The sequence below is a fragment of the Bacillus sp. SIMBA_154 genome, assembly GCF_046536015.1.
Lineage (GTDB): Bacteria > Bacillota > Bacilli > Bacillales > Bacillaceae > Bacillus > Bacillus pumilus_P.
Map to the genome: position 1 here is coordinate 154,115 of NZ_JAWJBV010000004.1, position 20,133 is coordinate 174,247.

Here is a 20,133-nt window from a genome sequence, read left to right on the forward strand (position 1 = left end):
ACCGATTAATTCAATCAGAAAAATGTATCTTATGAGGACTTCAGTTTGATATAGCAGGATATAGAAAGGATGAAGAACAAGTGTCTCAGCCGAAAAGGAAGCTCAAGCTAGGCGTATTCATCGCAGGAACTGGACATCATGTCGCCTCTTGGAGACATCCGAATGCAGTACCAGATGCAGCTATGAATCTTGATTACTTTAAACAATTAGCAAAAAAAGCAGAGGAAGGAAAGCTGGATTTGCTCTTTTTAGCCGACAGCTTATCGATTAATCAAACCTCTCATCCGAACGTATTAACGAGATTTGAACCGCTTACACTGCTTTCGTCCATTGCAGAGTCTACCTCTACAATTGGCTTAGCAGCAACAGCATCCACTACATACAGTGAGCCATTCCATATTGCGAGACAGTTTGCCTCACTTGATCATTTATCAGGCGGCAGAGCTGCATGGAATGTGGTCACCTCTTCTATTGAAGAAACAGCAAAAAATTTTAGCGGAGAAGAGCATTTAGCGCATCACAAACGATACGAGCGAGCAGAAGAATTCGTAGAGGTCGTCAAAGGCCTTTGGGATTCTTGGGAAGAGGACGCACTTGTGAGAAACCAAGAAACGGGAAAATTCTTCGAGTCTAGTAAGCTTCATGAGCTGCAGCACAAGGGTGAGTTCTTCTCTGTACGGGGCCCGCTCAACGTATCACGTACGCCGCAAGGACATCCGGTGATCATTCAAGCAGGGTCTTCCGAAGATGGTCAAAAGCTTGCAGCCAAAACAGCTGAGCTTATTTTCACTGCCCAAAACGATCTCGATAAGGCGAAGGAATTTTATCAAAGCTTGAAAGGGAAAGTAGAGGCTGCTGGACGTGCTAGAGAGGACGTCAGCATCATGCCGGGCATCTTCCCAATCATTGCCGATACAGAGGAAGAAGCAAAAGCGAAGTATGAAGAATTACAAGAGCTGATTGTTCCTGAGATTGGTCTAAGCATTTTGCAAAACTACTTAGGTGGTATTGACCTTTCCCAGTATCCATTAGACGGGCCGCTTCCAGAGATTGATCCAAGCACGTCAAATGCGGTGAAAAGCCGCTTTGATCTTGTGATGAATATGGCGAGAACCGGCAACCTGACCATTCGCCAGCTCTACCAATCTGTTGCCGGCTCTCGCGGTCATCATATTTTCATTGGAACACCGGAGCAGCTAGCAGATGTCATGGAAACGTGGCTCACTGAGGAAGCAGCAGACGGCTTTAACGTCATGCCGCCATTATTGCCAGAAGGACTTGATGTATTCGTAGATCGCGTCGTCCCGATCCTTCAGGAAAGAGGCTTATTTAAAACAGAATACAAAGGACAAACCTTACGAGAAAATCTCGGATTAACGCAGCCAAAAAATCGTTATACGACATAAGGATGAGGTGACTAACGTTGGGATACACTTTTCGTCTGGCAACAGAGGCAGATACAGAAGCGCTGCTTGAACTGACAACAAGAGCCTATGAGCCGATTCGTGAGCTCGGCATCCAGTTTAAAGCAGCACATGCAGATATTGCTCTCGTTCAGCAAAATGTACAAAAGAATCTTTGCTATGTCATGGAAGAAAACGGGGAGATTCTATCCACCTTATCACTCCGTATGCCTTGGGGAGAGCAGCCAGGACCGTTCGGCGTCCCGCACATCTGGTGGTTTGCCTCAGAACCAGCCGCTAAAAAAGGCACAGGCTCTGCCTTGCTGGAATGGGTTGAAACCGAAGTGCTAAGGGATACACTGAAGGTACCATATGTGTCTCTCGGTACAGCAGATAAGCATCCGTGGCTCATGGATATGTATGAGCGAAAAGGCTACGTCAGAGCAGGTGAAAAGGATTTAGGCAAGGGCCATATCACGGTTTATTTTAAAAAACAATTAAGATCAGATATGACACAACCATAAGAGGAAAGAAGGGTTTACGAACATGAAAAACAAAAAGTGGCTAGTCGTTCTATTTGCGGCAATGCTTGCGGTTTTAGCAGCTTGCGGCGGCAACAATCAAAGTGAAGGCAAAGACGAAAAAGTGTTAAAAGTAGGCGCAACAGGACAAAGTTATCCATTTGCTTATAAAGAAAACGGCAAGCTTGTTGGATTTGATGTCGAAGTCACAGAAGCGATTGCGAAAAAGCTGGGCTACAAACTAGACTGGCAGCTGAGTGAATTCAGCGGACTCATGGGGCAGCTGACATCTGGTAAGCTGGATACAGTGTCAAACCAAGTAGCGATCACAGATGAGCGTAAACAAACGTTTAACTTTACAGATACGTACGCTTACGCAGGAACACAAATCATCGTGAAAAAGGACAACAACGACATCAAAGGTCTTGACGACTTAAAAGGAAAAACAGTGGCGGCGGTTCTTGGCTCAAACCATGCCAAAAACCTAGAGAGCAAAGACCCAGATAAGAAAATCAATATCAAAACATATGAAACGCAAGACGGCGTATTAAATGAAGTGGCAAATGGCCGCGTGGATGCTTACGTCAACGGACGCAGTGTATTACTTGCTCAGATTGAAAAAACAGGTCTTCCACTGAAGATCGTAGGCAACCCCATTGTGTATGAAGAAGTGGGCTATCCATTTGCCAAAGATGAAAAGCATAACAAGCTAAGAGAAGAATTTAACAAAGCCATCAAAGAATTAAGAGAAGACGGGACACTTAAGAAATTGTCTGAGAAATATTTCAAAGACGATGTCACAGTGCCGATCGAAAAATAAAGACAGCGGCGGTGAACAGCAGACATGAATAACATTGATTGGCAGTATATGGTGACGGTTTTTCCGACCTTGATTCAATACTTGCCGATAACGATCTTCATGGCGATTGTCTCCATGGTATTTGCCATTATCATTGGTGTGGTATTCGCTCTCATTACAAAAAACCGGATACCTGTCCTATACCAATTTGCCAAGCTGTATATTTCTTTCTTCAGAGCGGTTCCAACCTTGGTTCAGCTCTTTCTCATTTATTTTGGTCTTCCGCAGCTATTCCCTGCGATGACCTCAATGGATGCCTTAACAGCGGTCATTATCGGATTAAGTATTAAAAACTCAGCGTACTTAGCAGAAATTTTCAGAGCGGCACTCAATTCTGTGGATGAAGGGCAGCTTGAGGCCTGCCTATCTGTCGGCATGACAAGATGGCAGTCTTACGTCAGAATTATTTTCCCGCAGGCAATTAGAAATGCGATTCCAGCGACGGGAAATACCTTTATCGGTCTTTTAAAAGAAACATCTCTTGCCTTTACCATCGGGGTGGCAGAAATGTTTGCACAAGGGAAGATGATTGCCTCGGCGAACTATAAATACTTTGAAACCTATTTAGCCGTAGGGATTGTGTACTGGGTGCTGACCATCATTTATAGCTTCCTGCAAGACCTATTTGAACGAAAAATCAGCAAACCTTACCGGAATTAAGGAGGTGTGGACATGATCAAGCTCACCAATTTGAAGAAATCATTCGGCGACCTTGTCGTCTTGGACGGAATCAATCTTGACGTACAAAAAGGGCAGGTTGTGGCCATTATCGGACCTTCTGGCTCCGGTAAATCAACCTTACTGCGCTGCTTAAATTTATTAGAAACGCCAGATGAAGGCATGATTGAAATTGGCGATGCGAAGCTGAATGCGTCCAAATATACACGTAAAGAAGCACATCACCTCCGTCAACAAACGGCCATGGTGTTTCAAAACTATAATCTATTTAAAAACAAAACAGCCCTACAAAACATTACAGAATCACTGCTTGTGACGAAAAAAATGACGAAACAGCAGGCGAATGAGATCGGTATGAAGCTATTAAAGCAGGTGGGGCTAGAACAAAAGGCTGACAGCTATCCGGTCACGTTATCTGGCGGACAGCAGCAGCGGATTGGCATTGCCCGTGCGTTAGCTGTTGATCCACATGCGATTTTACTGGATGAACCGACGTCAGCATTAGATCCAGAGCTCGTCTCAGGTGTGCTTCAGGTCATTAAATCCATTGCGATTCAAGAAACAACTATGATCATTGTCACACATGAAATGGCGTTTGCAAGAGAAGTGGCAGACCATGTGATTTTCATGGCGGATGGTCATATTATTGAGCAGGGGACACCAACAGAACTATTTGATAAAACGAAGAATGAACGAACAAAACGATTTATCCAAAAAGAAGCAGCGGCTGAAGAAGCATAAGCTGCTTTTTATTCTTAAGAGGGGTGAATGTCCAGTGAAATCAATAGGAAATGAAGCCTTAAACAAACGTTTAATTAACATTCGCCGAGCGCTTCATGAGCATCCAGAATTGTCATTCGAAGAATATGAAACGACAAAGAAACTGCGCCGCTGGTTAGAAAAGGAAGGGATCACTGTACTCGATGTCCCAGCTCTTCAAACAGGGATTGTCTGTGAAATAAAGGGAGAACAAGAGGGACCGACAATTGCCCTGAGAGCCGATATTGATGCACTTCCGATTGAAGAAGCATCTGGCGAACCATTTTCTTCAAAGGAACCGGGCAAAATGCATGCATGCGGTCATGATTTTCATACAGCTTCGATTTTTGGTGCGGCGGTCTTATTAAACGAGCGTAAACACGAGATCAAAGGAACGGTCCGCATTTTGTTCCAACCGGCTGAGGAGGTCGCTCAAGGGGCGAAACACGTCATAGAGGCAGGTGTTTTAGATGGGGTGGATGCAATTTTCGGTATGCATAACAAACCTGACCTGCCAGTTGGCACCATCGGCATCAGAGAAAAAGCATTAATGGCAAGTGTCGATCGATTTGAAATCGATATTAAAGGAACAGGCGGTCATGCAGGGATTCCGAATCACACAGTGGATCCAATTGCCATCAGCGGGCAGATCACAAGCGCCCTCCAGCAAATCGTCAGCCGCCGCATTAGCTCATTGCATCATGCGGTTGTCAGCATTACACGTATTCAAGGCGGGACGTCATGGAATGTGATTCCTGACCGTGTCGAGATGGAAGGAACCGTTCGTACGTTTGAGCCAGAAGTGAGAGCGATGATTCCAGATCTCATGAAACAAATCGTAAGCGGGATTGCAGAAGGGTTTGGCGCAAAGGCAGAAGTGAGATGGCATCCCTATTTGCCTTCTGTGATGAATGACGAGCGCCTGACAAAGGTTGTAGAAGAAACGGCTGGTGCACTTGATCTCACAGTAGCACAGGCAGAGCAGTCACCCGGCGGAGAAGACTTTGCCCTTTATCAAGAGCGCATTCCAGGCTTTTTTGTATGGATGGGGACAAACGGCACCGAGGAATGGCATCATCCTGCCTTTACGTTAAATGAAGACGCACTTCCAGTCGCTGCTGCTTTCTTTGCCGAGCTTGCCATTCGGGCTTTGGAGTCACCATCATGGAACTAACGAAACAGCTGGCAGAGGCTGTGCTTTCAGCTGATCCGCTGCAAGATCAGCGGGCCATACAAATGGCCAAAAACGGTCTATTAGACGCTGCGGCAGCAGCGCTTGCTGCGAAAGAGGATGAAGGGATTCAGAAGCTGATGCAGCTTGTTGAAAAAGAAGGCGGGGCAGCGCAGGTTCCCGTCATTGGACAGGGTAAGAAGATCAGCCGTCAATCCGCAGCAATGCTAAACGGCTACCTCATCCATGCCCTTGATTATGATGATGTGCATTCAGATGTGAGAGGACATCCGAGTGCGGTCATCATCCCGGCATTGCTTTCACAGCTGACAGACGACAAAGGATACGGCGAACGATTTTTAGCCGCCTACATAACAGGTGTCGAAGTGATGGCAAGGCTTGGCGAATCCATCGGCAAGGCGCATTATGAGCGGGGCTGGCATAATACCGGAACCCTCGGAGCCATTGCGGCAGTATGTGCTATCGGCTATTTGAAACAAGTCTCACGAGAAGAGCTGACAAAAGCGATCGGCTTTGCCGGAGCGCAATCATCCGGAATGCGAAAGCAGTTTGGCTCTGATATGAAACCATTACAAGCTGGCTTAGCCGCTAAAACAGCCGTGTGGTCCATGGATTTAGCTTGTTCAGGTTTTGGCGGGAATGAATCGGTTCTTGATGGGGAGAATGGTTTCTTTTCACTCTATGGAGATCAGGAGCTGGCGGAAAAACGGTTGCTAGAAGGCTATGGTTCTATATGGCGCATTGTCTCGCCAGGGTTATGGTTCAAAGTATATCCGTTCTGCTCCGCCGCGCACCATGCAGCAGAAGCGATTGAATTTTTGGTGAAAGAACGCCCTTCCATACAGGATCAGATTGAACAGGTCGACGTCATTTTTCCGCCTGGCGGAGATGCGGCGCTCACGGAGCGGACGCCCTTGACTGGAGAAGAAGGACGATTCAGTGTCGAGTACGTCATCGCACTTGCGGTGTTTGGACACACTTTATCACTGGATGCCTTTACGAAAAAAACCATTTCACCCGAGATGCGGACATGGATGAAGCGGGTCAGCAGAGGATATGATCAAACAATAGACCCCCATCCAGACGCTGTCCCAAAAGGACGCTTTACCATTGTGAAGCTCACCTTATCTGACGGCACCACCATCAGCAGGCGGGTCGATATCCCGCGGGGAGCACCCGGACACGCATTATCGAAAGAAGACATCATGCAAAAGTTAAGCAGTGTCATAGACGCATCACATGCACAGCAGATCCTACAAGCAATTGAAGCGGCAAACGACTCTTCTTATCTGCAGCTGCTGGATTAGTAAGGAAAAGGCTCATCAATCGAGATGAGCCTTTTTGTATAACAAAAATAAGTGTGATTTACCTCAACATCCAACGCCATCAAAAAGTATGAATAAAAGATGACCAAACCATGATAAGTTCATGAAATCGTTTGAATCCAATTGAGATTTGAGAAGGAACATGTAAAATAAAGCTACATAAAGAAAAACAAGCAACAGCGGAGGCTGATGATGAAAATATTAATGATTGAAGACAATCAGAGCGTTTGTACAATGACAGATATGTTTTTTCAAAGAGAGGGGTTTCAAGTAGAATTCGTTCATGATGGACTAGAAGGACTGAATCGGTTTCAGCAAGAGGAGGATTGGGATTTGCTCATCTTAGATGTCATGCTTCCGTCGATGGATGGTTTGACCATTTGTCAAAAGGTGCGCAAGATCAGTGATGTTCCGATTATTATGCTGACGGCAAAGGAAACTGAGTCTGATCAGGTGCTTGGTTTTGATCTTGGAGCAGATGATTATGTGACCAAACCCTTTAGTCCTTTGACCTTAATGGCAAGAATCAAAGCGGTGAAACGACGCTTTGCTCATACATCCACTCTAGAAAAGGTGAAAGAGGACGAACGGCTGGAGACAGCGTATTTTCAATTAGATAAGAAAACGAGAGAAGTCTTTCTAGATGGAGAGCGTATTGAGAACTTGACGCCAAAGGAATATGATCTGCTGTGTTTTTTTATTCACCATCCTCGGCAAGTGTTTTCGCGCGAGCAATTACTGGAACAGATTTGGGGATATCAATTTTATGGAGATGAACGGACGGTTGATGTTCATATTAAACGGCTTCGCCAAAAAATTGGAGACGGGCCTAAGCCCTTTTTATATACAGTATGGGGCGTAGGGTATAAGTTCGATGAAGATTAAATATTTTTATCAGCTGCTGATTAGCCACCTTGGGTTATTGCTCATCGCCATCATGATTATCAGCACCCTCTTATCTCATTTTGTGAAAGATATTGCCTATCAAAACAGGGTCGATGAAATGAGCTCCTATGGCAATGAAATCTTGCAGAATTTTAAACAGCTGCCTAAAACCGAGATGATCTTCCGTCTGCGTCCATTTGAAGATATTCTCTCGACAAGACAAATTCGCTTTTTCGTGTTTGATGAGAAAGGGGATGTTCTGTCTCAGCAGCAGGGGATGCCTCCGCATGAAGCTTTGCTGACAAAGGATTTATGGGTGAAGCTCTCAAAAGGAGAGCAAATCATCGTGAAGCGGAGTGATTCACGCCGCCTCGATCAAGAGGCATCACTTGTGGCGCTCCCTGTCATGGAGGATGGGAAGCTGAAGGGCGGAGTCGTCCTCATTGCTCCGATTCAAGGAGCTGAACAGCTCATCGCCCAGATGAACCGCTATCTGTATATCATCGTATTTGTGGCACTGACGATTACCTTTATTCTCAGTCTGTTTCTATCTAAATTTCATGTGAAGCGAATCAAAAAGTTGAGAGAGGCGACTGAAAAGATTGCACAAGGCGATTACAATATCAACCTTGAAAACAAACACCTTGATGAAATTGGCACACTTAGTGAGGATTTTAATATGATGGCCGAACGCCTCCAACGATCAAGAGAGGAAATTGACCGGCTTGAAAAGCGGAGACGTCAATTCATCGCTGATGTGTCTCACGAATTAAAAACGCCGCTGACCACCATTCGAGGGTTGGTAGAATGGCTGAACACAGCGGATGTGCCGGCAGAAGAGAAAGAGAAATGCTATGCCTTAATCACAGACGAGACAAAACGAATGTTGCGCCTTGTCAATGAGAATATGGATTATGAGAAAATCAGATCGAATCAAATTACCCTTCAAAAATTTCACTATCCACTCATTGATACGTTTGAAGTGATCAAAGAGCAGCTGAGCCGAATCGCTGAAGAGAAAAACAATCAGCTGATCGTAGACGTTGATCCTGAACAAAAGGTATACGCAGATTATGACCGGCTCATTCAAATCCTTGTCAATATCACAAAGAACGCCATTCAATTCACAGAAGGCGGCCATATTTCCTTAAGAGGGAAACAAGAGAATCAAGAGACGGTCATTGAAATTGAAGACACGGGCATTGGCATTGCGCCAGACGAAGTCAAACATATATGGGAACGTTTTTATAAAGCGGATATCTCCAGAACGAATACACCGTATGGAGAATACGGACTGGGTTTGTCCATTGTGAAGCAGCTTGTGGACTTGCATGAAGGGCATATCGATATGAAAAGTGAAAAAAACAAAGGAACAACATTTACCATTCGACTGCCGTTTCCAGAAGAAAAGGGCTAAAACAAAATCTCTAGCCCTTTTGAAAATCATCACTTATTCATTTTTGGTAAACGTTAAGCCGATATGAGCTAGCGCTTGCGGTAAATCTTTACGAATGGTGATGTCTTTAAATGAAATATTAGACTGAATCGCACTTAAAGCAAGGTCTTGCTTAACACCTGTTAATACAGCCGAAATCCCTAAAAGTCTCAGCGTTTGCGCATAGCTGACCAAATATTGAATGCTTTGTTCATTCAGGCGTTTTGTTCCCGATACATCGATGACCAGATGAGAGAGCGACAGCCTGTAGCTTTCCTGTAAAATGGTTTCTAAAATATGCTGAGCACGTGTCTCTTCGATATCACCAAGAAGAGGGAGCACGGCGACACCGTCAACAACTGGTACGATCGGTACAGATAATTGCTGAATCTGCCGGTTGGCACGGTCGAGTTCAAGGACGTAGCTTAATAAAGAAGCCATCGTTTCAAACATATACACATGCTCTTCTGTAAACTGCTGCGCCCTTAGATCAAGTCCACAAATCGTTCCGTAGTTCGTGCCATCTGTAAAATCAATGGGAACCCCAATGAACGAGCCGGCTTGAAGCCGTTTCGTGACCTCTAAGTATCTAGAACGGTCATCCAATGAAATATCAGGGATCACCAGTGTATCCTGATAATCGACCGCCAGCTTGCAAAATGTCTTTTCGTAAGGAAGTTCTTCCCCTTCTTCAAGAAGCTGCTCGTCATGATTTAGCACCTTTACAATCTGATTGGTGTTTTGATCATTTTTAGCAATAAACAGTGTATTCACATCAATGAATTGACTCATCATGTTTAAAATACTTGTAGAAGCATCATGAAAATTGCGAAACTGTTTTAATAGTTGTTGACGAGGCATTGTTTTAGGACTCCTTGTAGCTCCGATCAAAGGCCGGAACGGTAGTTGATTTGTCTCTATCATACAAAATCAAACGAGAAATAGATATACTTTAATGCGCAAATCAGCTCGAAGCGCGTTAGATCAAAAAGACTGCCGATCCGGAGATCTGACAGTCTGCTAATTAAATGGAGACAGGTACAGTAGACATAGAGAAAAATTCCTCATACAAGGCCTGAACGGCTTCTTTTTCTTGAGCCGCTTTGACGCCAAACATCATGCTGACCTCTGAAGAGCCCTGGTTGATCATTTCAATATTGACCTTGGCTTTTGACAGTGCCTTTGCCGCTCTTGCTGTTGTGCCAACATTATGACGCATCGCTTCTCCTACGACCATAATGAGGGAGAGATTCCGCTCTAAAGTGACCTCATCAGCATTAAGCACGAGCGTCAGGCGGTCTAACAGCTCTTGTTCAATATGCTGCTCCTCCAGCTGATCCTGCCTTAAAATAATGGTCATATCATCAATACCTGAGGGAACATGCTCATAAGTAAGGCCATATTCCTCTAATGTTTGCAGCACCTTACGTCCAAAGCCGACTTCTCGGTTCATCAAATATTTACTGATATAAATGCTGCAAAATCCATGATCTGAGGCGATGCCAACAACAGGTCCATTCGTATGATCCCGCTGACTCACGATTTTTGTGCCTTTGGCTGCTGGATTATTGGTGTTTTTAATTTGAACAGGGATGCCTGCCCGGAAAGCCGGAATGAGCGCTTCATCATGGAACACAGAAAAACCAGCATAGGACAGTTCGCGCATTTCCCGATACGTCAGTTCAGTGATCTCCTTTGGCTCGTGAACGATCGTTGGATTGACGGCGTAGACAGCATCCACATCTGTAAAGTTTTCATACACATCTGCCTTCAGCCCGTTTGCCAAAATGGAGCCGGTAATATCTGATCCGCTTCGAGAAAAGGTGACGATATCACCCGCTAGACTGAAGCCAAAAAACCCAGGGAATACAATGATGCCAGAGCGTTCTCTTAATTTGTACAAATGATCATATGATTCCGGGAGGACTTGCGCTTGGCCAGGCTCGTTGCTCACAAATAAACCAGCTTCCTTTGGATTCACATAGTGGGCCTCGACACCTTGATGGCGGAAATAGGCGGCAATCAGCTTCGCGTTATTATCTTCACCACTTGCTTTGATAGCATCAAGATAACGCTCAGGATGAGTCGAATCAGCCTGTAATAATGCGTCTAGGTCGTGCCGGATGGTGTCAATAATGTGATGACCTAAACCTAGTTCATCAGCAATCGAGGCATACCGCTCGATGACGGCTTCCTGTAAATCATGTGCTTCACCTAAACGTAAATAGTGTTCACCACAGCTAATTAATAGATCGGTGACCTTCGTATCCGTTGAATGCCGTTTTCCTGGTGCGGAAACAACGACTGCTTTTCGAGCTGGATCTGCTGTTACAATGTCAAATACCTTTTGCAGCTGCTTGCCAGATGCAAGAGAACTGCCACCAAATTTAACGACCTTCAATGCATACATCTCCTATAGTAAAAATTTTCTCACAAATTGAATAGTTCCTATTATCAACTCTTTTCTTCAAATGATCAAGGTTTTTCTTCTCTGTAAAAACAAATGTATTTTCAGAGAGGACGATATAGAGGATCATATGAAAAAAGGGCCGGCAATATGCCGAGCCCTTTTTCTTATGAAGAAGATGAGGAGGAAGACAGCTCCTGTTTCCTCACTTTGTTCTCGCGTTTTTCCTTTAAGAAAAACGCGAGGACGAGTCCAACGACCGCAATCAGACCAGAAACGATAAATGACGTATTCATGCCATGAACGGCTGATTTCAATGGATGAGCTATTTCTGCATTTGCAGCAGAACTGCTCATAATAGAGACAAGCACAGCCGTCCCAATAGAGCCGCCCATTTGTCTCATCGTGTTATTCATCGCTGTCCCATGCGGGATAAGCTGCGGTGGTAAAGAGTTAATACCTGCTGTTGTCAGCGGCATCATGATCATCCCAACTCCGATTAAGCGAAGCGTGTAGGCCACCGTAATGAGAGCAATCGAAGAATCAAGGCTTAGCATCATAAATGGCAGGGAGGTGACGGTTAATATCGTAAACCCGCCTATTGCCAGCCCTCTTCCGCCGACTTTATCAAAAATCCGTCCGATAATCGGTGACAGGAATCCCATAAAGAGAGCACCCGGCAATAAGATAAGTCCTGTATCAAGCGCAGACAACCCTCTGACATTCTGCGTATAGAGCGGCAGAATGGTCTCAGTTCCAATCAGTAAAGCAAAGACGAGCATGCCGAGGAAGGTTGTTAAGCTAAAGACCGCAAACTTAAATACACCAAATTCAAGCATCGGTCTTTCCAAATTCGACTGACGCAGGATAAAGAGGAATAAGCTCACGGCGCCGACAATCAGCGAAATGAGGACAGGTGCACTCGTCCATCCATATGAGCCCACACTAGAAAACCCGTACAGTAAACCGCCGAAACCGAAGGACGACAGGATGACGGATAAGACATCAATACGTGTCTCTCTTTGCTGCGTGACATTTTTCATTAAGAAATAAGCAAGAATGAGATCAATGATACCGATTGGCAGAACAATATAGAACAAAAATTTCCAACTAAAGGAATCGACAATCCATCCGCCAAGTGTTGGCCCAAGCGCTGGTGCAAACGAGATGACAAGTCCGACCATTCCCATGGCCTGCCCGCGTTTTTCTTTCGGGAAAATGGTCAAAAAGATCGTTTGCATTAGCGGCATTAAAATCCCTGCACCGGCTGCCTGTACAATACGCGCTGCAAGTAACACAGGGAAATTTGTTGCAAACGCAGCAAGAATCGTACCTGCTGTAAAAATGCTAAGAGCCGTTAAAACTAAGGCACGGCTCGAAAATTTCTCTATTAAGAAGGCAGTAATCGGGATGAGAATCCCGTTTGTCAGCATAAAGGCTGTTGTCAGCCATTGTCCTTTGCTGACATCAATATTGAATTCCTCCATGATGTGTGGGATCGCTGGAATGAGCAGCGTTTGGTTTAGAATCGCGACGAATGCCCCGACGAGAAAAATCCCAACAATCACAGGTCGATTATACGATGTTGTTGATTGGTTCATGTTATCCCTTCTTTATCTATAAAATGATGCTTTTCAGCTGTGACACGTTTTGAGATAAAACGCTGTTTTTGCCTAAATAATCGAGCAATGAGCTGATTAAAAAGGTTCTCGGTTGATCCTTTGATAATTCTTGGTTCAGCAGCTCAAATGCAGAGAGGAGATCGTCCTTTTCTTCTCCGTTTGAAAGTGCATGAAGCTCTTGCTTGATCTTCGTTAAGTACGTAATGACATGTTTTTCTTCATCATATTCGTCCTGTGAGGAAAGCAGATAAGAGTCCATCAGCTCATCTGTTAACACAGGCTCAATGGAGCAAGGCTTTTTCGATACACGGTCCATCACACCGATGATCATTTCGGCAGCATTTTCTAATTGAATGTTCTTATGCTCAATCGCCAGCATTAAGATGACTTCTCTCATTAATCCATTGAGGACAATCACAAGATCCCAGACATAAGGAGCAACAGTTTCGCCATATGTGCTTAAAATAATATCTCTGTGCCGCTGCATGATAATAGAGCGTGTTTCACGCAAATGCTTTTTGACAATGGGGGAATGCTGAGAAAATGCTTCGAAGGACAGCATATTCAAAAATTTATGATTCTCTTTAAACTCTTCAAGCTCAAGCTTAATCTTCTTTGTGAATTTTTCCTTTTTGGACAGCGTCGCTTCTGAATGAATGAGGTGAGAAATCTCCCTCATCTTGCGCTGATTATATTTAATCAGTTCTAATAGAAGCTCTTCCTTTGAATCAAACAGTTTATAAATAGACGCTTTTGATATTTTACAGGCATCAGCAATCGACTGCATGGAGACACTCATATAGCCTTTTTGTGAAAACAATTTTTTCGAAACCCGCAAAATCTCTTCTTGCTTTTCTTTCATTTTCTTAAGTCCTTTCCGAATCGGCAAAACCATGTGGTCACAATGGAAACCGAGTGGTCACTTTTGACATGATAACAAAACCAAGGGCTTATTTCAAGAAAACGAACTTAAAAAAATACCTATCTGTATGACAGGTATTGATCGTTCTATTTAGGAATGAGATTGTATGTTATAAAGAAATACGATACATTTATCGTATGAATAATCCAATCCATCCAAACCGAGAAGACATGACACTGATTTCTGTGCTGCAAGCATTGGCTGACCCTGTCCGATTAGAAATTGTCCGCTGCTTAGCAGAAGCGGGGGAGAGGACATGCGGCACATATGATATGAACATTGCCAAATCCACGCTTTCCCATCATTTCAAAGTGCTGAGGGAGGCAGGCGTCGTGAAAGTGAGAATTGAGGGGAAGCACCGCTACTATTCTCTAAGAAAAGAAGACATCGAGACCGCTTTTCCTGGACTTGTGTCATCGATTTTATCTGTAGATAAAGAGCGGTGGTAAGCCAGCTGTCTATGAAGAGCAGCTGGCTATTTTATTTCCCATAAATCGACTCGTACAGCCGTTTCACCGCTGGCTGAATATCCTCTGGCCGCATATGTGAGAAGCCGAGGACGAGCGGGACAAAGCCTTCTTGATGCCCTGGCAAATGCTCATCAAGGGTAAAACGGTCCATCCCGTACATTTTCAGCTTTCTTTCTTTGGCTCGCTTTAAAATGTCGTGCTGCGTTCGATCTGAGCGGAACTCTGCGATAAAATGAAGACCTGCATTTTCCCCAATAATGCGCACGTTGTCAGCAAAAACGGTGTCGAGTTCTCCGATGAGCTGCTTCCTTTTTTCTTCATATAATCCATTCATTCTCTTAATATGCCGCTGATACGCGCCGTCTTTAATAAAATGAAGAAGGGTGTATTGGGTAAAAAGATTGGCTGTTTGAATGAAAAAATGCTGTTCTTCCTTATAGCGTCTTAATAAATGCTGCGGGAGCACCATGTAGCTGATCCGCAAGCCGGGAAGCAATGATTTAGAAAAGGTCCCCATATAAATGACTTTGTCATATCGATCAAGGCTTTGCAGCGCTGGTATGCTGTCTGTGCCATACTTAAATTCACTGTCATAATCGTCCTCAATGATATAGCGGTCTTGCTGATCAGCCGCCCAGTTTAACAACTGTATCCTTCGAGAAATCGGCATGATGACCCCTGTTGGGAACTGATGAGAAGGGGTAATGATTAAGACATTCGGCTGTTTTTTGTGAATGTCGCTCATCCGCACACCTTTTTGGTCAATCCCAATCGTTTCAATTCGGTGATGATTGTTTTTCAGCATTTGATAGAGCCTGCGGTAGCCAGGGTTTTCTAACCCGTATACTTGATCAGCCGGAAGAATGCTCGATAACGAATGAATGAGTGACTGTGTGCCTGCGCTTAAAATGAGCTGCTCTGGGTAGCATTTAACGCCTCGTGCAAGTCCAATCAGCCGGGCGATCGTTTCCCGCAGCTCATAAACGCCTTGTGGATGCGGAAGCTCACCAAAGGCTTCTTGGTGAAGACTGATCGCCTTTTGTTCACTTTTCAGCCAGCTTTTAAAAGGAAAGTTTGCTGTATCAACGGAGATGTGTGAAAAGGAATACCAGTCGTCTCGCACAATAGGCTCTTCCTTTAAATCCGCTGGAAGGGAAGAGGGTTTCAGCTGACCTGATTCATGAAACGTTTCAAGTGATTCCACAAAAAAGCCTTTGCGCTCAACCGAATATAAATATCCCTCGGCAAGCAGCTGTTGATACGCGCCATTCACCGAATTGACGCTGACTTTTAATGTATCGGCTAACTCTCGTTTAGAGGGTAATTGATCGTGCGGCTGAAGATTTCGATTTAAAATTTCATCTTTAATTTTTGTGTAGATTTGATGATAAATAAATCCGTTTGCTCTTGTTTGATCTAGTTGAATTGTCAGCATCACGCCATTCCATCCTCTCTGATACCATCAAAAAAATGATATTGGTACTTTCTATCATACCAAAAAATATTCAGAATAATAAAAAAGACATAAAGGGGATGGATGACAATGAGTCAAACGACAACAAACCGTTTTTCAACAGAAGAATGGCAGGGGAAAAGAGATCAATACGTCGCAAGGGGCGTCAGTAATGGCAACCGTCATCTTGCAGCGAAAGGGAAGGGAGCCGAGCTGTTCGATATTGATGGGAATCGTTTTATCGATTTTGCAGGCGCTATCGGTACATTAAATGTAGGGCATTCACATCCAAAGGTTGTGGAAGCGGTGAAAGCACAGGCAGACAGTCTGATTCATCCAGGATTCAACGTGATGATGTACGAATCCTATATCGAATTAGCAGAAAAGCTATGCCACCTAACGCCAGGCGACCATGACAAGAAAGCCATTTTCTTAAATTCAGGTGCAGAAGCTGTTGAAAATGCGGTGAAAATTGCCCGTAAATATACGAAACGACAGGCTGTTGTATCTTTTACAAGAGGCTTCCACGGCAGAACAAATATGACGATGAGCATGACGAGCAAGGTCAAGCCATATAAATTTGGGTTCGGGCCATTCGCATCAGAGGTGTATCAAGCGCCGTATCCTTATTACTATCAGAAGCCTGAGGGATTAAGTGATGCGGCCTACGATGAGTACATCATTGATCAATTCAATCAATTCTTTGTGGCAACCGTTGCACCAGAAACCGTTGCTTGTGTGGTCATGGAGCCTGTCCAAGGGGAGGGCGGATTCATTGTACCATCGAAGCGCTTTGTACAGCACGTCGCTTCATTCTCCCAGCAGCACGGTATTGTATTTGTCGCAGACGAGATCCAAACAGGTTTTGCGAGAACGGGGAAATACTTTGCCATTGAGCACTTTGATGTTGTGCCAGACTTAATCACTGTGTCAAAATCACTTGCAGCTGGCCTGCCGCTAAGCGGTGTCGTTGGCAGAAAAGAACTGCTTGATGCAGCGGATCCAGGCGAGCTGGGGGGAACGTATGCTGGAAGTCCGTTAGGCTGTGTGGCAGCATTAGCGGTTCTTGATATCATTGAAACAGAACAATTAAATCAACGATCTGAACACATTGGACAAGTCATTGAAGACAAAGCAAATGATTGGAGAACAAAGTACCCATTCATTGGAGAAGTCCGGAGATTAGGGGCAATGGCAGCAATTGAAATTGTGGAAGATCAAAGAACGCGTACACCTGATAAGAAAACAGCCGCTGCGATTGCAGCATATGCAAATGAGCATGGGCTGCTCTTATTAACGGCAGGGATTAATGGGAATATTATTCGCTTTTTAACACCACTTGTCATCACAGATGAGCTGCTGCATGAAGGATTAGGGATCATCGAGGACGCCTTCAAAGCACGCTAAACAACAAAGGGGGATGGTTGTATGCAAAAACAAAAAATGGCTAAAACCATGTCGCAGTCAGACGTAATGTTTTTGTCCATTGGTGCAATGCTTGGCTGGGGCTGGGTTGTACTTTCGGGAGATTGGATTTTAACAGCTGGATTTTTAGGAAGTGTGATTGCCTTTGTCATAGGGGGCATTCTCGTCATCTTTATTGGACTCACGTATGCCGAGCTTTCGTCGGCAATTCCAGAGACAGGCGGAGGGCTCGTCTTTGTCCAGCGGGCCTTTGGGATAAAATCAGCGTTTGTCTCCGCATGGGGCGTATTGTTTGGTTATGTGTCCGTCATTACGTTTGAAGCTGTCGCACTGCCGACAGTGATTGACTATGTCATTCCAACACAGCATGTTGGTTTCCTATGGAATATAGGGGGATGGGACGTTTATTTCACGTGGGTATTGATTGGATCTGGCGGTGCGTTATTTTTAACAGCTCTGAACTACATTGGCGCAAAGCCTGCTGCCATTTTTCAGTCAGTGTTCACAGTGGCGATTATTCTGACAGGTTTTCTCCTTTTAGGTGGAGCGACGTTTAATGGCGATTTTGCAAACCTTGAGCCGATGTTTCAAGGCGGGGTTGGCGGTCTCATGGCCGTTTTAGTCATGATTCCCTTTTTATTCGTTGGATTTGATGTCATTCCGCAAGTGGCGGCAGAGATCAATGCACCGAAGAAAATCATCGGGAGAATCTTGATTATCTCCATCGTGAGTGCGGTTGTTTTTTATCTGCTCATTGTCTTTGGCGTATCGGCTGGGTTGTCAAAGGGCCAGCTTGAAGCCTCTTCATTGGCGACAGCAGATGCCATGGTGCAGCTTCTCGGTCATCAAGCATTTGGGACAGTGCTTGTGATTGGCGGTGTAGCAGGAATTGTGACGAGCTGGAATGCTTTTATCATTGGTGCAAGCCGTATTTTATACGCAATGGCGGAAAGAGGCATGATTTCCAAATGGTTTGCGTATATTCATCCAAAGTATAAAACACCGACAAATGCGATTTTATTTTTAGGGGCACTGGCCTTTTTTGCTCCACTGCTAGGCCGCCCTGCCCTTGTCTGGATTGTGAATGCAGGCGGTGTGGGAATTATCGTCGGGTACTTAATTGTGTCCATCGCCTTTATGAAACTTCGCAAAACAGAACCCGAGCTTGAGCGTCCATACCGCATTAAATATTGGCGGACGACAGGCGTTTTAGCCATCGGACTTAGTCTCCTTTTTCTTTCATTTTATTTTCCGGGGATGCCGGCGTCTCTGTCATGGCCAGCTGAATGGATCTTGCTTTTAGGTTGGGCACTCATTGGGTATATACTATATGTAATGAATCCAAGAACGAAGGAGAAGGTAGAGCATGACAAACGAACTCAAAGTGTATAATCCTGCAACAGGGGAAGAGATTGCTTCAGTTGCTCAGCATACAAAAGAACAGATCGAAGACGCGATATCTCGCTCACACAAAGCATTCAAAACGTGGGCAAAAACGTCAGCCCATGATCGTGCAAATATCATCCGCAAGTGGTTTGATCTCATGATCGAACATAAAGAAAGGCTTGCAAAAATCATCACGGAAGAAAACGGGAAGCCTTATCAAGAAGCATTAGGGGAAATCGTCTATGCAGCTGGATATATTGAATGGTATGCAGAGGAAGCAAAGCGAATCTACGGCAGAACCATCCCGTCTCATACGACAAATAAGCGTCTTTTCGTCACAAAGCAGGCAGTCGGTCCTGTCGCTGCGATTACACCGTGGAATTTCCCTGCGGCGATGATTACGAGAAAGGCAGCACCAGCACTGGCGGCGGGCTGTACGTTTATTGTGAAACCTGCTGAAGACACGCCGCTCACGGCCATTGAACTTGTGAAATTAGGACATGAAGCCGGGATTCCAGAGGATGCTCTGCAATGGGTTGTTGGAGATGGAAAAGAAGTTGGTGAAATCTTCACAGATAGTCCATTGATTCGCAAGATCACGTTTACAGGCTCAACGCCAGTCGGAAAACATCTGATCAAAAACAGTGCAAGCACAGTGAAACACGTATCGATGGAACTTGGCGGTCATGCGCCGCTGATCGTAGACAAGGATGCAAATCTTGAACTGGCTGTGAAACAAGCAGTAGCATCTAAGTTCCGCAATGCAGGACAAACCTGTGTCTGTGCCAACCGCTTAATTGTACATGAGGAGATTCATGAAGCGTTTGCTCAAGCGTTCAGCAAAGAAGTGAAAAAGCTGAAAGTGGGAAATGGGTTTGAAGAAGGCACATCAATCGGTCCAATTATCAATAAGCGCGGCTTTGATAAAATTGTCGGCCAAATTCAAGATGCAGTGGATAAAGGGGCGAAAGTGCTTGTCGGCGGCGATACGGATTTTGACGATGAGAAGTCATATTATTTTGTTCAGCCAACGGTGCTCACACATGTCGATCCTTCTATGAACATCATGCATGAAGAGACCTTTGGTCCTGTGGCACCGATTACGACGTTCCAAACTTTAGATGAGGCGATTGAATTAGCCAACGATACACCTTTTGGACTTGCGGCATATTTCTTTACAGAGAATTACCGGAACGGACTCTACATCTCAGAGAATCTTGATTACGGTATTATTGGCTGGAATGATGGCGGCCCATCGGCTGTTCAGGCACCTTTCGGCGGTATGAAAGAGAGTGGAATTGGTCGTGAAGGCGGTATTGAAGGCATCGAGCCATATTTAGAAACAAAATATGTATCCATTGGTTTAGATGGAGAATGAACGATTGAGACTG

The 20,133-nt window shown here is 44.7% G+C and carries 18 protein-coding genes; 13 read left to right on the forward strand and 5 right to left on the reverse strand.

What is annotated here, in order from left to right:
* Nucleotides 1-80 precede the first annotated feature (80 nt).
* The 9 genes from R0K30_RS09105 to R0K30_RS09145 all read left to right on the forward strand — a co-directional run bounded on the left by R0K30_RS09105 (nt 81) and on the right by R0K30_RS09145 (nt 9,039).
* Nucleotides 81-1,406, forward strand: coding sequence for an LLM class flavin-dependent oxidoreductase (locus R0K30_RS09105; protein WP_410610232.1), 1,326 nt, complete (start codon nt 81-83; stop codon nt 1,404-1,406).
* 17 nt (nt 1,407-1,423) lie between these two features.
* Nucleotides 1,424-1,927, forward strand: a complete 504-nt coding sequence (locus R0K30_RS09110; protein WP_410610234.1) for a GNAT family N-acetyltransferase — start codon at nt 1,424-1,426, stop codon at nt 1,925-1,927.
* A gap of 22 nt (nt 1,928-1,949) precedes the next feature.
* Nucleotides 1,950-2,744 (forward strand): amino acid ABC transporter substrate-binding protein, encoded by a 795-nt coding sequence (locus tag R0K30_RS09115; RefSeq protein ID WP_410610237.1) that lies wholly within the window; start codon nt 1,950-1,952, stop codon nt 2,742-2,744.
* 24 nt (nt 2,745-2,768) lie between these two features.
* Nucleotides 2,769-3,443: an amino acid ABC transporter permease gene (locus R0K30_RS09120; protein WP_230031282.1), complete on the forward strand. Its 675-nt coding sequence runs from the start codon at nt 2,769-2,771 to the stop codon at nt 3,441-3,443.
* A 12-nt stretch (nt 3,444-3,455) separates the two neighbouring features.
* Entirely contained in the window at nt 3,456-4,202 is a 747-nt protein-coding gene (locus R0K30_RS09125; RefSeq protein WP_367308322.1) for an amino acid ABC transporter ATP-binding protein, read from the forward strand.
* 34 nt (nt 4,203-4,236) lie between these two features.
* Nucleotides 4,237-5,394: an amidohydrolase gene (locus R0K30_RS09130; RefSeq protein ID WP_099726087.1), complete on the forward strand. Its 1,158-nt coding sequence runs from the start codon at nt 4,237-4,239 to the stop codon at nt 5,392-5,394.
* Nucleotides 5,385-6,719, forward strand: coding sequence for an MmgE/PrpD family protein (locus R0K30_RS09135; protein WP_367308323.1), 1,335 nt, complete (start codon nt 5,385-5,387; stop codon nt 6,717-6,719). The genes R0K30_RS09130 and R0K30_RS09135 overlap by 10 nt, the downstream gene beginning before the upstream one ends.
* A gap of 210 nt (nt 6,720-6,929) precedes the next feature.
* Entirely contained in the window at nt 6,930-7,622 is a 693-nt protein-coding gene (locus tag R0K30_RS09140; protein WP_256499647.1) for a response regulator transcription factor, read from the forward strand.
* Nucleotides 7,612-9,039 carry a HAMP domain-containing sensor histidine kinase gene (locus tag R0K30_RS09145; RefSeq protein WP_327925483.1) on the forward strand — a complete coding sequence of 476 codons (1,428 nt, stop codon included), beginning with the start codon at nt 7,612-7,614 and terminating at the stop codon, nt 9,037-9,039. Before R0K30_RS09140 ends, R0K30_RS09145 begins: the two co-directional genes overlap by 11 nt.
* A 33-nt stretch (nt 9,040-9,072) precedes the next feature.
* Here the strand turns inward: R0K30_RS09145 and R0K30_RS09150 are convergent, their stop codons facing one another.
* The 4 genes from R0K30_RS09150 to R0K30_RS09165 all read right to left on the reverse strand — a co-directional run bounded on the left by R0K30_RS09150 (nt 9,073) and on the right by R0K30_RS09165 (nt 13,948).
* Nucleotides 9,073-9,918, reverse strand: a complete 846-nt coding sequence (locus tag R0K30_RS09150; protein ID WP_099726054.1) for a GAF domain-containing protein — start codon at nt 9,916-9,918, stop codon at nt 9,073-9,075.
* Nucleotides 9,919-10,081: 163 nt separating this feature from the next.
* Entirely contained in the window at nt 10,082-11,458 is a 1,377-nt protein-coding gene (locus tag R0K30_RS09155; RefSeq protein WP_410610243.1) for an aspartate kinase, read from the reverse strand.
* A 173-nt stretch (nt 11,459-11,631) separates the two neighbouring features.
* Nucleotides 11,632-13,065, reverse strand: coding sequence for an MDR family MFS transporter (locus R0K30_RS09160; RefSeq protein WP_099726052.1), 1,434 nt, complete (start codon nt 13,063-13,065; stop codon nt 11,632-11,634).
* A gap of 16 nt (nt 13,066-13,081) precedes the next feature.
* Nucleotides 13,082-13,948, reverse strand: coding sequence for a TetR/AcrR family transcriptional regulator (locus R0K30_RS09165; RefSeq protein WP_230031289.1), 867 nt, complete (start codon nt 13,946-13,948; stop codon nt 13,082-13,084).
* 197 nt (nt 13,949-14,145) lie between these two features.
* Between R0K30_RS09165 and R0K30_RS09170 the strand changes: the two genes are divergently transcribed.
* Nucleotides 14,146-14,457, forward strand: a complete 312-nt coding sequence (locus R0K30_RS09170; protein ID WP_410610247.1) for an ArsR/SmtB family transcription factor — start codon at nt 14,146-14,148, stop codon at nt 14,455-14,457.
* A gap of 31 nt (nt 14,458-14,488) precedes the next feature.
* Here the strand turns inward: R0K30_RS09170 and gabR are convergent, their stop codons facing one another.
* Nucleotides 14,489-15,913: a MocR-like transcriptional regulator GabR gene (gene gabR, locus R0K30_RS09175; RefSeq protein WP_410610249.1), complete on the reverse strand. Its 1,425-nt coding sequence runs from the start codon at nt 15,911-15,913 to the stop codon at nt 14,489-14,491.
* A 108-nt stretch (nt 15,914-16,021) separates the two neighbouring features.
* On the opposite strand from gabR, the gene gabT reads away from it, so the two are divergent.
* From gabT to R0K30_RS09190, 3 genes are read left to right on the forward strand one after another with little or no spacing between them, the layout of a single operon-like run.
* The gene (gene gabT / locus R0K30_RS09180; RefSeq protein ID WP_410610251.1) at nt 16,022-17,338 is read left to right on the forward strand and encodes a 4-aminobutyrate--2-oxoglutarate transaminase; all 1,317 of its coding nucleotides are present in this window, start codon (nt 16,022-16,024) and stop codon (nt 17,336-17,338) included.
* Between the two features lie 21 nt (nt 17,339-17,359).
* Complete coding sequence (locus R0K30_RS09185) at nt 17,360-18,748, forward strand: APC family permease (protein WP_099726047.1); 1,389 nt, start codon at nt 17,360-17,362, stop codon at nt 18,746-18,748.
* The gene (locus tag R0K30_RS09190) at nt 18,723-20,120 is read left to right on the forward strand and encodes an NAD-dependent succinate-semialdehyde dehydrogenase (RefSeq protein ID WP_367308325.1); all 1,398 of its coding nucleotides are present in this window, start codon (nt 18,723-18,725) and stop codon (nt 20,118-20,120) included. Before R0K30_RS09185 ends, R0K30_RS09190 begins: the two co-directional genes overlap by 26 nt.
* The last annotated feature ends 13 nt before the right edge of the window (nt 20,121-20,133 follow it).

What these genes read in the sequence shown, in the direction of transcription:
- R0K30_RS09115 (WP_410610237.1), top strand. Translation starts at nt 1,950, where the DNA reads ATGAAAAACAAAAAGTGGCTAGTCGTTCTATTTGCGGCAATGCTTGCG.
- R0K30_RS09120 (WP_230031282.1), top strand. Translation starts at nt 2,769, where the DNA reads ATGAATAACATTGATTGGCAGTATATGGTGACGGTTTTTCCGACCTTG.
- R0K30_RS09125 (WP_367308322.1), top strand. Translation starts at nt 3,456, where the DNA reads ATGATCAAGCTCACCAATTTGAAGAAATCATTCGGCGACCTTGTCGTC.
- R0K30_RS09135 (WP_367308323.1), top strand. Translation starts at nt 5,385, where the DNA reads ATGGAACTAACGAAACAGCTGGCAGAGGCTGTGCTTTCAGCTGATCCG.
- R0K30_RS09140 (WP_256499647.1), top strand. Translation starts at nt 6,930, where the DNA reads ATGAAAATATTAATGATTGAAGACAATCAGAGCGTTTGTACAATGACA.
- R0K30_RS09145 (WP_327925483.1), top strand. Translation starts at nt 7,612, where the DNA reads ATGAAGATTAAATATTTTTATCAGCTGCTGATTAGCCACCTTGGGTTA.
- R0K30_RS09150 (WP_099726054.1), bottom strand. Translation starts at nt 9,918, where the DNA reads ATGCCTCGTCAACAACTATTAAAACAGTTTCGCAATTTTCATGATGCT.
- R0K30_RS09160 (WP_099726052.1), bottom strand. Translation starts at nt 13,065, where the DNA reads ATGAACCAATCAACAACATCGTATAATCGACCTGTGATTGTTGGGATT.
- R0K30_RS09165 (WP_230031289.1), bottom strand. Translation starts at nt 13,948, where the DNA reads ATGAAAGAAAAGCAAGAAGAGATTTTGCGGGTTTCGAAAAAATTGTTT.
- R0K30_RS09170 (WP_410610247.1), top strand. Translation starts at nt 14,146, where the DNA reads ATGAATAATCCAATCCATCCAAACCGAGAAGACATGACACTGATTTCT.
- gabR (WP_410610249.1), bottom strand. Translation starts at nt 15,913, where the DNA reads ATGCTGACAATTCAACTAGATCAAACAAGAGCAAACGGATTTATTTAT.
- gabT (WP_410610251.1), top strand. Translation starts at nt 16,022, where the DNA reads ATGAGTCAAACGACAACAAACCGTTTTTCAACAGAAGAATGGCAGGGG.
- R0K30_RS09185 (WP_099726047.1), top strand. Translation starts at nt 17,360, where the DNA reads ATGCAAAAACAAAAAATGGCTAAAACCATGTCGCAGTCAGACGTAATG.
- R0K30_RS09190 (WP_367308325.1), top strand. Translation starts at nt 18,723, where the DNA reads ATGACAAACGAACTCAAAGTGTATAATCCTGCAACAGGGGAAGAGATT.